Origin of the sequence: Simiaoa sp. (assembly GCF_051972595.1) — a bacterium.
In the GTDB taxonomy this organism is placed as follows: Bacteria; Bacillota; Clostridia; order Lachnospirales; family Lachnospiraceae; genus Acetatifactor; species Acetatifactor hominis.
On sequence record NZ_JBOKRY010000061.1, the window covers coordinates 1 to 13,488 of the forward strand.

Below are 13,488 nucleotides of genomic sequence, written 5' to 3' on the forward strand. Positions count from 1 at the left end.
ATGTGTCGCAAAGGACGCTCCACATTTATTTCATTGACGGCTGTCGCCGTATAAAAATAGAACGAAATAACCTCTTGTGTGAGCAAGCTCCCACCGAGGTATTCCGTTCTATTTTTGCATGGCTCGTAACTTTCAATTTAGTACTCTTCCGCAATATCAATCTCTTCCTGCTCTGCAGCTGTCGTGTCTGCGGAGTAGGGGGTTCTGTGGAGGTATGCCAGCCAGTAACCGCAGCCGACAATCCCGGCGCCACCCACGATGTTGCCCAGGGTAATGGGCAGGAGGGCTTTTACGAGGAAATTGAACCAGGTCAGGCTCTCTGCGGTAATGCCGTAGACCTGCGCCGTCAGCAGACCGCACACGCCAAAATACATATCCGCAATACTATGTTCAAAACCACATAACACGAACAGCATCACAGGCCAGTAACTGGTCAGAAGCTTGCCGGAGACCCTCTTTGCCGCAAAAGACATCCATACCGCAATACACACCAGAATATTGCACAGAATGCCTCGCACGAAAACCTCTCCCACGCTTAAATTCGTCCGGGCTGCAGCAGCATTGACTATTGCCTGTGCAAGCTGCTCTCCGAAGAGATCCGGTGTCCGTCCCACTACTACCAACACCGCTACAAACGCAGCGCCGATAAAGTTGCCGATATAGACAAACAGCCAGTTTTTCAACATTTTCCATACGGTAACTTTCTTCTCCAATACAGCCAGTATGATCAGGTTATTACCGGTGAAAAGTTCACTGCCCGCTACAAGTACCATAGCCATACCTGCCGGGAATACCGCAGCGCCCACCAACTTTGCCACCGATGCTATGCCGATGGTGCTGGATGCCGTCGTGGATGCAATCCCCGCAAAGCCGATGAACATACCGGCAAAGAATCCCAATAAAATTGTCTTGAAGATCGACAGATTTACTTTATGGATTCCGACTTCTATATAGTTTCTTGCAATTTCCAATGGTGAATGCATAAATAGAGTCCTCCTGATTTTCCGAAACCGACTCGCAAATGTAAGATCGGCTTTCCATAATTTCTGCATATTTATGAATAGTTACATCTTGCCATATTTCAATTACACTTGCAAGTAAATCTGAAAATATCAGAAAAGAGTATGCCCTCTCTTGATTTTCGTACGTTAATTTGATATAGTGTTTGAAGAATAAACAGACATCTTCCGACTTTGTCTTACTAGTTGTTTACAGTAAATAACAGAATCGAGGAAACCTATATGAGTACTCTTACCTTTGGTTTTATCGGTCTGGGGCTGATCGGCGGTTCCATCGCCCGGGCGATTCGTCAGAATCTTCCCCAGTCTCAGATCATTGCATACGATATTAACGCAGACACCTTAAGAGAAGCTTCCCAGTGCGGCGTAGCCAATACAGTCACCACGAAAATCGATGCTTCTTTCTCCACGTGCGATTATCTCTTCCTCTGTGCTCCTGTGCAGAAAAATGACGAGAATCTCTCCGCTGTAAAAGAAATTCTCTCACCGAAGACCCTGCTCACCGATGTAGGAAGTGTAAAGAGTGAAATCCATAGGGAGATCAAAAAAGCCGGTCTGGAAGGACAGTTTATCGGCGGTCATCCCATGGCGGGAAGTGACCGGGTGGGCTTTATTAATTCCAAAGCCGTCCTTTTGGAGAATGCCTACTACATTCTCACCCCCACAGATTCCGTTCCGGAGAATAAGGTCACGGATTATAAAAATCTGGTACAGCAGTTAGGAGCTATTCCCCTGATCCTGGATCCGGCACAGCATGATTACGTCACTGCTGCAGTCAGTCACCTGCCCCATATCATTGCAGCCTCTCTGGTAAATCTGGTGCGGGACAAAGATTCTGCCGACGGGCTGATGAAAATGATCGCTGCCGGAGGCTTCAAGGATATTACAAGAATTGCCTCCTCTTCCGCTGCGGTATGGCAACAGATCTGTCTGACAAATACAGAAAATATTTCGACACTTTTGTCTTCCTACATTGCTTCCCTCCAGGGAATCCAACAGGAACTCAATGCCAAACGCGGTGATGATCTGTACGAACTGTTCGACAGTGCCAGAATCTACCGTGATTCCTTCATCAATACCGCCAGCGGTCCCCTGAAGAGTTCCTATGCCATTACCATTGACATTGCCGATGAACCCGGTGAGATCGCTGCTGTGGCTACGATTCTTGCCCTGAAAAATATCAGTATCAAGAACATCGGTATCGTCCATAACCGAGAGTACGAGGGCGGCGTGCTGCGCATTGAATTCTATCAGGAAGAGGCCATCGTTAGATCCACGAAGATTCTTCGCGAAAAGGGCTACAGCCTGCACAACAAGAACTAGAAACCCGACTTCTTTTTCCTTCGCCGCACCATTTTCTCCACGCAGACACATACGAGCAGTCCGAACGCACCGCCGCAGGTGTCCAGCACCACATCGGCAAAACACCCATAGCGTCCCGGAATGAACAGTTGGTGGAATTCATCCGCTCCGGCGGAGACAAGCACCCAGCATACGATCAAAAGATACAGCTTTCGTCCTCTCTCCTTCCAGGGTCTCCACACGCCGTACAATAACACTCCCATGCAGGCATACTCAGAAAAATGGGCCAGTTTACGGATAGGATGTTCAAAATAAGCCGCCATACTGTCGAGGACATTCTGCGTCCAGTGTTTCCCTGAGATAGCATTCAGAAGCTCTGCACATTTTTCCGAGATCATAGCACTCAGCGAGCCGGATTCCTCACCATCCTGACCGGAAAACACAAAAATGAGCCGATATAACAATACAAGTAAAATAGCAGCCATTACACTGACTGCCATTTTACGTCTCTTACTACTTCTCATCATTGATTGTCTGATATACGCGGATTCTTGCCGCATCACTCTCCGGCATTCCAATGAAGACAGCCCCATACGCATAAGTATCTTCCTTCATTTCGATCCGGACGATCTGTAAGAACGCATGCAGCACTTCCTGCGTCCAAATCCTCAGTTTTGATTCATACACTGCACCGATACTTAACACTTCCTTGCACAAAAAGCCCACTCCGTTGGGAGATACATCTACGATGTCAATGCTGACTTCCTGCATGTCTCCCTGGTCCAGGCGCTTTACCATCAGGGTGGAACTCATTTCTGTACGCTTGCTTCGTCTTCTTTCTTCCATTATTTTTCTCCTTTTAAGCCAGCGATGAACATGGCGTCTCCAAAGCTGAAGAATCTGTATTTTTCTCGGATTGCTTCTTCGTAGGCATGCAGGATATGTTCTCTGCCCGCAAGTGCCGATACCAACATTACCAGTGTGGACTCCGGCAGATGGAAATTTGTGATCAGTGCATCCAACACCTTGAAACGATATCCGGGATAAATGAATATCTCGGTATTGTCACAGCCGGGCTGTACCATGCCCTGCTCGTCCGCAGCACTCTCCACGGTACGGCAGCTGGTAGTACCCACGCAGATTACACGACCACCCATTCTCTTCGTCTCATTGATCGTGTTCGCTGCTTCCTCCGTCACCTGATAATACTCGGAATGCATATGATGCTCCAGCACGTTTTCTTCCTTCACCGGGCGGAAAGTTCCCAATCCCACATGCAGGGTCACATAAGCGATCTTAATACCCTTGTCCGCGATCTGCTGCAACAGTTCCCGGGTAAAATGGAGTCCCGCCGTAGGCGCTGCCGCAGAGCCTTCATATTTTGCATAAACGGTCTGATAACGGTTTTTATCCTTCAGTTTATGAGTGATATAAGGTGGCAGGGGCATCTCACCTAACCTGTCCAGTACCTCTTCAAAAATACCCTCATATTCAAAACGGATCAAACGATTGCCTTCTTCTACAGTCTCAAGCACTTCCGCCTTTAACAGTCCGTCTCCGAAGGTCAGACGCTGACCGGGCTTGCATTTTTTGCCGGGCTTTACCAGCGTCTCCCAGACATCCGCTTCTTTTCTTTTTAACAAAAGAACTTCCACATGTCCGCCGGTGCCTTCCCGTTCTCCCAAAAGTCTCGCCGGAATAACCTTGGTGTTGTTTAACACCAGACAGTCTCCGGGATGCAGATAGTCGATAATATCCCGGAAAATATGATGAGAGATCTCTCCCGTATTTTTATCCAGCACCAGAAGTCTGGAGGAAGAACGATCCTCCAGCGGGTCCTGCGCGATCAGTTCCTGGGGCAGATCAAAATAAAAGTCTGATTTTTTCAGTTCGGTCGTCTCTGCCATTACAGGCTCGCTCCTTCCACAAATGCTTTATATCCGCGATATGTCTCGTATACGTCGGCCTTACTGGTAGCTTCCCAGGGTGCATGCATATTCAGCACTGCCACTCCACTGTCGATAACATTCATGCCGTACAATGCCAGAATATATGCGATGGTTCCACCGCCGCCCAAATCTACCTTACCGAGCTCTGCAGTCTGGAAGTTCACCTCTGCCTTGTCGAAGATATGACGCAGATGTGCCAGATACTCCGCATTGGCATCGTTGGAACCGGACTTGCCTCTGGCTCCGGTGAATTTGTTGATGACCATACCGCCTCCTAAATATGCCACGTTCTTTTTATCGAAGCTGGACGCATAGGTAGGATCAAAAGCACTGCTGACATCGGAAGACAGCATGCAGCTGTGTGCCAGGCATCTTCTCACATGCAGTTCGCTGTATTCGCCTGTCAGATTCATGACCTCTGCTACAGCATTTTCGAAGAAATGAGACTGCATGCCGGTAGCACCGACAGAACCGATTTCTTCCTTGTCCACCAGGATACAACACATGGTACGGTCGGTCACATCACTGTCTAACATTGCCTGCATGGAAGTATATGCACAGACTCTGTCATCCTGTCCGTAAGCCAGTGTCATGCTGCGGTCAAAGCCCGCTTCTCTTGCCTTACCTGCGGGAACGATCTCTAACTCTGCGGAGACAAAATCTTCTTCGCAAATGTCATAGGTCTCTTTCAGGATATCCAGAACACCTGCCTTTACCGCTTCTTTTCCGGCTTCCTTCTCATCTTTTTTCTTATCCTTTTTATCGATCAGCAGAGGCTTGTTGCCTACGATAATATCCAGAGCTTCGCCCTCGATGACCTTTGCTGCCTTTTTCTCCAGCTGCTCCTGTGCCAGATGGATCAACAGATCGGATACAAAGAATACAGGATCATCCTCGTTCTCGCCGATATTGATCTCTACACAGGTACCGTCTTTTTTCACGATCACACCGTGGATTGCCAGAGGAATGGTCACCCACTGGTACTTCTTCACGCCACCGTAATAATGAGTATCCAGATAAGCGAATCCACCATCCTCATACAGGGGATTCTGCTTCACATCCAGTCTGGGACTGTCGATATGGGCTCCGAGGATGTTCATGCCCTCTGTCATGGGCTTACGGCCGATCTGGAACATGGCGATGGATTTGTTCATCCATACGCTGTATACCTTATCTCCGGTTTTCAGAGCGGCGCCCTCTTTGATCAGGCTCTCCAGTTCACGGTAACCGGACTTCTCAATGGTATTGACAATGGTGTCAATGCACTCTCTCTCTGTCTTACCGTTGTCTAAAAAATCACGATACTTTGCGTTTATTTTCTCAAGCTCTTTTAACTGTTTAGAAGAATAGGTCTCCCAGGTGTTTTTCTTTTCCATATTTATCCTCATTTCCGCATCCTTCTTCCGGATACTCTTTTATTATAACTATAACAGGAGAGGTCCCTCGCCCTCTCCGTATCAGTGTACTACATTTGTGTCCGCAGTTCAATTCCTGTCTGTCAGATTTTCATTCTGTTCCTTAGGATCCCTGTCGATCTCCGTATAATGTTTTTTTCTGCGCTGGATCTTCTTGATCTCCCGGATGCGTCTGCGGTTCTCTCTTGCCAGTTCGCTCTTACTGCTGGCATGATTTACCAGCACCCGGTTCACCGGACGGAAATAACGGTTCAGGTAAGCACCGATCAAAATGATATACATGCAGAAATACATCCACAACATAATAATCACAATAATGGTCAGACTTCCGTAAATACTATATCCATTTCCATAAGACACATACATGGAAAATCCCCAGGAAAATACACTCCATACCACCGCAGCAAAGCAGGCTCCCGGAACCTGTTCCGTAAATTTCAGCTTTGTGTCCGGGATATATGTATAAATCAGACCAAACAAAAGAATCAGCACCGCCCATACGAACAGAAAGCGGAAATTCATCAGAAGACTTACAAACATCTTAAGCTGCGGAATCCTGTGTAATGCAATATCCACCAGCTGATTACCAAATACCATAAAAAACAGTGACAAAATCAACACTACAAGCATGATCAATGTATAAAAGCTTGCAATAAAACGGATCACGAAGTAATTACGCTTCTCGTCCACGCCATTGACCGCATTTAATCCCCGCATCAGTGCCATGACACCCTTCGCCGCCGACCAGACCATGGCGATCAGAGCCACCGGCAGGATTCCCACAGAACTCTCATACACATCCACGACAAGACTCTCCACCATTGCATCCGCAATATCCGGTGTCACATCTGTCAGCGCGGTGACCAGATTCTGTTCCGTCACCGGGGTATAAGGAAGCACTGCACAGACTACCATCAGCATCGGAATCACCGACAAAAACAGGAAAAAGGCTGTACTCGATGCATAAGCACTGATATTCTGTTTTTTCATCTGACTGGAAAAATCCCGCCAGATGCTGATTATTGTTCTGAACATATCTCGCATCCTTCATAGAAAAAGTTAAGGATCTGTTCCGCGCCAAGCCCCTGCAGTGCCATGTTTTTGGCACCGTTCTGGCTCATTCCCACGCCATGGCCGAATCCACCGCCGATAATGTTATATCCTACCACATTTTTCTTGTCATGGCTAGGTTCAATCACAAAAAATGCACTGGGCAGAAGATTTGGCATGCTCACTTCACTGCCGTCCTGTCTGACCACCCTGGTCACGCCATCGCATAGTACTGCTCTGATATTATATTCAGAGATGATCTTGTAGGTTCCTTTGTCTGTGGCAATGACCAATTCATCTGCCACACCGCCGGGTCCCCGTTTTATAATAGTGATATCCGTAACCTTTGAAAAGGTTTTTATGTCTTGACTACAGTAGTCACCGTCTTTCAGAGTCAGTATCAGCTTCCCGTTGGCTTCATAACGCTTCTTCAGGGTCTCAAACATCCGGTCCACATCAATCTCTTTTACCGTATATGTCCAACGGTACCACCCTTCCTGTGCTTCATAATCCTCTGCATGGGTTTTGGTAATAAAATCCCGGAAAGTCTCTTCTTCGCTCAGACCCTCTGCAGTTGTTTCCGCGGTAATCTCCGTACTGCCTGCAGCTACCGCTCCGTCATCCGTCTGCGCCAAATTCTCCGGGCACAGCCGGCTGCTTTTCAGATAATCAAGCATCTGCGCCTCCGCAGTCTTCCATATTTTTGCTGTAGTTCCCACACCGCAGGATGTCGAATAATAATAGGTGTTCGCCACAGTGCCTTCGTCCGTGAAAATCATTTGTCCGTAGGTTTCCTTTACCGCCGTAGTCGTGCTGTCTGCCTCTGTGATGTTGTTATAGACCTGATAGGAAGTGCTGTCGTCCACATGGGCTCCGTACCGGGGATACCCTGCCTTGAGCATATGTCCGTAGGCATAGGTTCGGGCACAGATTGCCTGCGCCTTCAGGGCTTCTAACGGGTAAGATGCCGGCATCTCACTAGGCACCACACTAAAGAGATATTCCTCCAGTGGCAGCTCATTCACCACGGCGATGCCCTCTGCTGTCCTGAGCAGTTCGATATGTCCTCGGTAGGAAGGTGTTCCCTGGCTTCTGTTTACACTAAGCAGCTGAATCCTTCCCGTCAATACCGTAGAAACTATACTGATCCGCTCCCCTACAAAATATTCACTGTCCATATCTATGGTAATCTTGTCTCCCTTGGAAAACAATTCTTCCTGCGTATTTTCCCCGCTTCCGTATTGCAGCAGGAAATCGCTGTCTGCCGTCAGTGTTACTTCTGTATGCAGAATATCCGCATAATCCGAAGCCTTAATTAACACCCGGATGTCTTCCATGTTTGCTTCTCTGGCTTGAAGAATACCGCAGATCACGCCATTCTCCCGGACAAAATCCGCATTGGCATAGCCAAAGGTCAGATCCGCAAACGTGCACATGGTAAGCTCCCGATACAAACGGTATCCTTTATAATCCTCTGCCAGAGGAATTCTGCCCCTGCCTTCGATCTCGATGCCGTTTTCATCCGCTGACAACACTCTTCCTGTAAACTTATCCGTCTTCAGAATAACCGCACTCACCAGTTCATCTGTAAGTTCTACATCCGCCAGCTGTTCCCGCATCTGCTCCGGTGCCGGAAAAGGATCTGAACCTTCCGTCTCTTCCGCCAGAAAAAAGGTCTCCTTCTCTCCGTCGCAGAAGATTGTGATCCGGTCAGCTTCTGCATCCGTGATCCATACATTTTTAAGGTTCTGTACTACCGGAATATGCTGGGGTGAAGTCTCCGGTATCTCGGGTGTATCCACGCCATCCCTGCCACAGCTATGTAACAAATTCAGGAAAAGCAAAAAAAGAAGAAATGCCACACCTAAGATACACAGGTATTTCTTCAGCTGTATTCTCTGTCTTCTCGGAAGTTTATAATAATTCTCAAGAAGTCTGTTTTTCTTTAAATTTTTCTTCAAATGATCCCCCGCCTGTTTTTATATTTTGACTTTAAAAGAGCAGCCCCAAAGGACTGCTCTCTCTTTTGTATTGTTATCCCCAAAATGCCGCCTCTTACCTTTTGACTCCTAGCAATGCTAGGTGGGTAACCGCAACCAACCTTTTGCCTTCCCTTCCAATCCTCCTTGCGGAGTGAGGGCTTGACAGCCACTTGGCAATATAGGAATCCCGTTTAAAGTAAATGTAGGTTCAAAACTGGTAAGAGTTATCGCACATCTCAGGTTAAGTATATTATAGCTACTCTGCTTTTATTTTACAACTGTAATTTTTACCAAAAAAGGCTGCCTCCAAAGAGACAGCCTTTTGGTATTTCATAATTATCTGTAAAGTAAGATTACAGCTGAGGACCAGCAGCAACCAGAGCCTTACCTGCATCATTTCCTTCGTATTTAGCGAAGTTCTTGATGAATCTCTGAGCCAGATCCTTTGCCTTCTCTTCCCACTGGGAAGGATCAGCGTAGGTATCTCTGGGATCCAGAATTCCGGTATCAACACCGGTCAACTCGGTAGGAACCTCGAAATCGAAGTAAGGGATCTTCTTGGTAGGAGCGGTCTTGATCGCGCCATCCAGGATAGCATCAATGATACCACGGGTATCCTTAATGGAGATACGCTTGCCGGTTCCGTTCCATCCGGTGTTTACAAGGTATGCCTTAGCACCGTTCTTCTCCATCTTCTTCACCAGCTCTTCTGCATACTTGGTAGGATGCAGCTCCAGGAATGCCTGGCCGAAGCAAGCAGAGAAGGTAGGGGTAGGCTCGGTAATACCACGCTCGGTACCAGCTAACTTAGCTGTGAAACCGGACAGGAAGTAATACTGGGTCTGTTCCGGAGTCAGAATAGATACGGGAGGCAGTACGCCGAATGCATCAGCAGACAGGAAGATTACGTTCTTAGCTGCGGGTGCGGAAGAAATAGGACGTACAATATTCTTAATATGGTCGATAGGATAAGATACACGAGTATTCTCGGTAACGGTCTTATCGTTGAAATCAATCTTGCCGTTAGCATCAACGGTTACGTTCTCAAGCAGCGCATCTCTCTTGATTGCGTTGTAGATGTCGGGCTCGGAATCCTTGTCCAGGTTGATAACCTTAGCGTAGCATCCACCTTCGAAGTTGAATACGCCGTTGTCATCCCAACCGTGCTCGTCATCACCGATCAGCAGACGCTTAGGATCGGTAGACAGAGTGGTCTTACCGGTTCCGGACAGACCGAAGAAGATAGCGGTATTCTCACCGTTCATATCGGTGTTTGCGGAGCAGTGCATGGAAGCGATACCCTTCAGAGGCAGGAAGTAGTTCATCATGGAGAACATACCCTTCTTCATCTCTCCGCCGTACCATGTATTCACAATAACCTGCTCACGGCTGGTAATATTGAAAGCTACACAAGTCTCGGAATTCAGACCAAGCTCCTTGTAATTCTCAACCTTAGCCTTGGATGCGTTGTAAACTACGAAATCAGGCTCGAAGTTCTTCAGCTCTTCCTCGGTGGGTTTGATAAACATGTTGGTTACGAAATGAGCCTGCCAAGCTACCTCAACGATAAAACGGATAGCCATGCGGGTGTTCTTGTTAGCGCCGCAGAATGCATCTACAACGAACAGTCTCTTGTTGGACAGCTCCTTCTTAGCGATATCCTTTACAGCAGCCCATGTTTCCTGAGACATACGATGGTTGTCGTTCTTGTACTCATCGGAAGTCCACCATACAGTGTTCTTGGAGTTCTCATCTTCAACGATGAACTTATCTTTGGGAGAACGTCCTGTATATATACCGGTCATAACGTTTACCGCACCGAGTTCGGTCTCCTGACCTTTCTCGTAGCCTTCCAGTTCAGGCTTCATCTCTTCTTTGAATAATTCTTCATAAGAAGGATTGTGAACGATTTCTGTGGTTCCGGTGATGCCGTACTTGCTTAAATTGATCTCTGCCATCTTACATTAACCTCTTTCCTTTATTCTTTATATGTGTCTTTATCTTCTGCCACATCGTGTGTATTATCTCAAAACCCAGTAAAAAAGTCAAGAAACCGTTAAAAATTTTATACCAATTTTATATTCTCTTTACTTCACTCCGGTTTCTGCCGCCAGCCATTCTTTTTCTTCCTCATTCAGATAAGGAGAAATCTTCTCGTAGACGGTCTTCTGATACTCGTGCAGATATTTTATTTGGGTATCGTTCAGATACTTTTCGTCAATGACTTCTCTGTCAATAGGCACCCAGGTCAAAGTCTCGAAATGCATGAACTGACCGTACTCGTTCTTCACATCGTTTTTCGCCAGCATCACGTTCTCGATACGAATACCGTGGCTGCCCTGGATGTAGATACCGGGCTCATTGGTGATATCCATGCCATCTTCGAACACGGCTTCCACCATACCACCGGTGAATCTCCAACGCATGTTCTGGGGACCTTCGTGTACGTTCAGAATGTATCCCACACCATGTCCGGTGCCGCACTGGTAATCAATATCCATGTCCCAGATGGGCTGTCTTGCCAGAATATCCAGATTCCGTCCGGTACAGCCGTAGAGCCAGTGGGCATGGGTCAGCTGCATTACTGCCGCAGCCACCATGGTATAATGTTTTTTTATCTCATCGGAGACAGGCCCCAATGCGATGGTTCTGGTTACATCAGTGGTACCGCCAAGATACTGTCCGCCGGAATCCACTAAAAGCATTCCCTCCGGCTCCAGAGTCGCACAGTTCTCCGGTGTTGCCTCGTAATGCATCATGGCTGCATTGGACTTATAGCCTGCGATCGTCGGGAAGGACAGGTCTAAGAATTCCGGAATCTCTCTTCTCTTCTGTTCCAGATAGTCTGCAGCGGTCACTTCGGTGATCTTCTCTTTTCCCACATGGGTTTTCAGCCAGTAGATGAATTTGGTTACCGCAACGCTGTCCTTCAGGAAAATTTCCTGCATTCTCGCCTGTTCCACCGGATTCTTGATGGCTTTCAACAGCTCGGTGGGATTCTTACCCTCAATCAGCTGCTGGGTCTTCTGCAGTGTCTTATATAAAGTATAACTGCAATATCTGTGATCCACGAGGATTGCATTGCCTGCGGGAAGTGATTTCAAAAAATCTACAACCGTGTCGTATTCCTTCACATTGATGTGATGTGCTGCAAGGTATTCTGATACCTGCGTATCCAGAGCCTTCTGCTGGATAAACAATGTGGCGGTATCCTCCGTGATATAGGCATAAGACATTGCCACCGGATTGCATTCCACATCACAGCCGCGGATATTGAAGAGCCACATCAGATCGTCCAGTTTGGTCAAAAGCAGTGCATTGGCACCGTCCTTTGCCATCTTCTCTCTGGTCTGTGTGAGTTTCTCTTCCACGCTCCTGCCGGCAATTTTCTCGTCCAGTACCGTTACTTTTCCTGCAGGGAAATCCGGTCTGTCCGTCCAGATGCTGTCTGCCAGATCTTTCTCATAGGCGATACCAATCTGCGCCTTTGCCAGTACCTTTTCGTATTTTTTACCGTCCATGACTGCAATGACTCTGCCGTCGAAACCTAAGGTCTGACCCTGCTGCATATTCTGCTCCAGGAACTCTTCGATGGTAGGAACACCTTCCTGCAACATGCGGAACAGTTCTACGCCTGTCCCTTCCAATTCTGCCTCTGCCTGAATAAAATATCTGCCGTCGGTCCACAGTCCGGCGCCGTCCTTCCATACTAACAGCGTACCGTTGGAACCGGTAAAGTTGCTGAAATATTCTCTTACTTTAAAATAGTCGTTTACGTATTCGGAGTTATGAAAATCCGCTGTAGGCATCATATAGAAATCAATGCCTTCCTCCTGCATCTTCGCTCTGAGAAGTGCAAGTCTGTCCTGAATCACTTTGTTTTCCATTATTTTATTCCTTTCAAAAAGCCTTAATATCCTTCGGTAAGTTCGCCCTTACAGAGACCTACGGCTCTGGATGTACCGATACGGTCACAGCCAAGATCTAAGAACATCTCCAGATCTTCCATGCTGGACACGCCGCCTGCCGCCTTGATCTTCACCTTGGGGCCAATATATTTTTTGAACAGTTCCACATCTTCTTTCGTGGCACCGCCGGTTCCGAATCCTGTAGAAGTCTTGATGAAGTCCGCACCTGCATCCGTTACTGCCTTGCACATGGCGATCTTCTCTTCCTCCGTCAGATAGCAGGTCTCGATGATAACTTTGAGGATATGATCGCCACATTCTTTCTTCAGCGTTCGGATCTCTTCTTCCACCTTGTCAAACAGACCGTTCTTCACATCACTGATATTGACTACCATATCAATCTCGTTACAACCATCTTCCAGTGCCTTACGTACTTCTGCCACCTTTGCTTCCGTCACGCTGTAGCCTAACGGGAATCCTACTACGGTACAGATATTGATCTTGTCCCCATAGGTGTCATGGATTCTCTTAATATAACAGGGAGGCACACATACACTGGCGGTATGATATTGGATCGCCTCATCACACAACTTCTGAATATCCTCCCAGGTAGCGAATGCCTTCAGTTGCGTATGATCCACCTTACCAAGCATTTCTTTTGCTGTCATATTTTTCTCCTTTTCTATGTATCTATTAAATTGATAATTTTGTTATTACATACTAACCGCGATTATTATAACAAAGAACCCATTTAATATAAAGACTAAAGTTTTATTTTAACTTGAAAGTTAATTAATAAATGCTATCTAATCCCAGTAGCCCGCATTGGGGCTACTGTTTTCCTCTAAAACAGCCTTAAACTA

At 47.1% G+C, this 13,488-nt stretch carries 11 protein-coding genes and 1 other RNA gene; 1 reads left to right on the forward strand and 11 read right to left on the reverse strand.

Going from position 1 to position 13,488, the window contains the following annotated elements; translation table 11 throughout:
• Positions 1-137: 137 nt before the first annotated feature.
• Positions 138-983: a formate/nitrite transporter family protein gene (locus tag ACTRDR_RS14140; protein ID WP_440528239.1), complete on the reverse strand. Its 846-nt coding sequence runs from the start codon at positions 981-983 to the stop codon at positions 138-140.
• Between the two features lie 258 nt (positions 984-1,241).
• Between ACTRDR_RS14140 and ACTRDR_RS14145 the strand changes: the two genes are divergently transcribed.
• Positions 1,242-2,342, forward strand: coding sequence for a prephenate dehydrogenase/arogenate dehydrogenase family protein (locus tag ACTRDR_RS14145; RefSeq protein WP_440528241.1), 1,101 nt, complete (start codon positions 1,242-1,244; stop codon positions 2,340-2,342).
• Here the strand turns inward: ACTRDR_RS14145 and ACTRDR_RS14150 are convergent.
• The 10 genes from ACTRDR_RS14150 to deoC all read right to left on the reverse strand — a co-directional run bounded on the left by ACTRDR_RS14150 (position 2,339) and on the right by deoC (position 13,293).
• Positions 2,339-2,821, reverse strand: a complete 483-nt coding sequence (locus ACTRDR_RS14150; protein ID WP_440528242.1) for a VanZ family protein — start codon at positions 2,819-2,821, stop codon at positions 2,339-2,341. The genes ACTRDR_RS14145 and ACTRDR_RS14150 overlap by 4 nt on opposite strands.
• A gap of 13 nt (positions 2,822-2,834) precedes the next feature.
• Positions 2,835-3,167 (reverse strand): PilZ domain-containing protein, encoded by a 333-nt coding sequence (locus ACTRDR_RS14155; RefSeq protein ID WP_176865076.1) that lies wholly within the window; start codon positions 3,165-3,167, stop codon positions 2,835-2,837.
• Positions 3,167-4,210 carry a tRNA preQ1(34) S-adenosylmethionine ribosyltransferase-isomerase QueA gene (queA, locus tag ACTRDR_RS14160; RefSeq protein WP_440528250.1) on the reverse strand — a complete coding sequence of 348 codons (1,044 nt, stop codon included), beginning with the start codon at positions 4,208-4,210 and terminating at the stop codon, positions 3,167-3,169. Before queA ends, ACTRDR_RS14155 begins: the two co-directional genes overlap by 1 nt.
• 17 nt (positions 4,211-4,227) lie before the next feature.
• A complete protein-coding gene (locus ACTRDR_RS14165) occupies positions 4,228-5,646 on the reverse strand; it encodes an aminopeptidase (protein WP_440528244.1) in 1,419 nt (472 codons plus the stop codon).
• Between the two features lie 108 nt (positions 5,647-5,754).
• Positions 5,755-6,720, reverse strand: a complete 966-nt coding sequence (locus ACTRDR_RS14170) for a YhjD/YihY/BrkB family envelope integrity protein (protein WP_176865081.1) — start codon at positions 6,718-6,720, stop codon at positions 5,755-5,757.
• Positions 6,705-8,696 (reverse strand): SpoIID/LytB domain-containing protein, encoded by a 1,992-nt coding sequence (locus ACTRDR_RS14175; protein WP_440528246.1) that lies wholly within the window; start codon positions 8,694-8,696, stop codon positions 6,705-6,707. Before ACTRDR_RS14175 ends, ACTRDR_RS14170 begins: the two co-directional genes overlap by 16 nt.
• A 72-nt stretch (positions 8,697-8,768) precedes the next feature.
• Positions 8,769-8,963, reverse strand: a non-coding RNA gene (gene ssrS / locus ACTRDR_RS14180) — 6S RNA.
• A 107-nt stretch (positions 8,964-9,070) separates the two neighbouring features.
• Positions 9,071-10,675: a phosphoenolpyruvate carboxykinase (ATP) gene (pckA, locus tag ACTRDR_RS14185; RefSeq protein WP_440528247.1), complete on the reverse strand. Its 1,605-nt coding sequence runs from the start codon at positions 10,673-10,675 to the stop codon at positions 9,071-9,073.
• 129 nt (positions 10,676-10,804) lie between these two features.
• On the reverse strand, positions 10,805-12,604 hold the full coding sequence (locus ACTRDR_RS14190) for an aminopeptidase P family protein (protein WP_440528248.1): 1,800 nt from the start codon (positions 12,602-12,604) through the stop codon (positions 10,805-10,807).
• A gap of 23 nt (positions 12,605-12,627) precedes the next feature.
• Positions 12,628-13,293 carry a deoxyribose-phosphate aldolase gene (gene deoC, locus ACTRDR_RS14195; protein ID WP_440528249.1) on the reverse strand — a complete coding sequence of 222 codons (666 nt, stop codon included), beginning with the start codon at positions 13,291-13,293 and terminating at the stop codon, positions 12,628-12,630.
• Positions 13,294-13,488 lie beyond the last annotated feature (195 nt).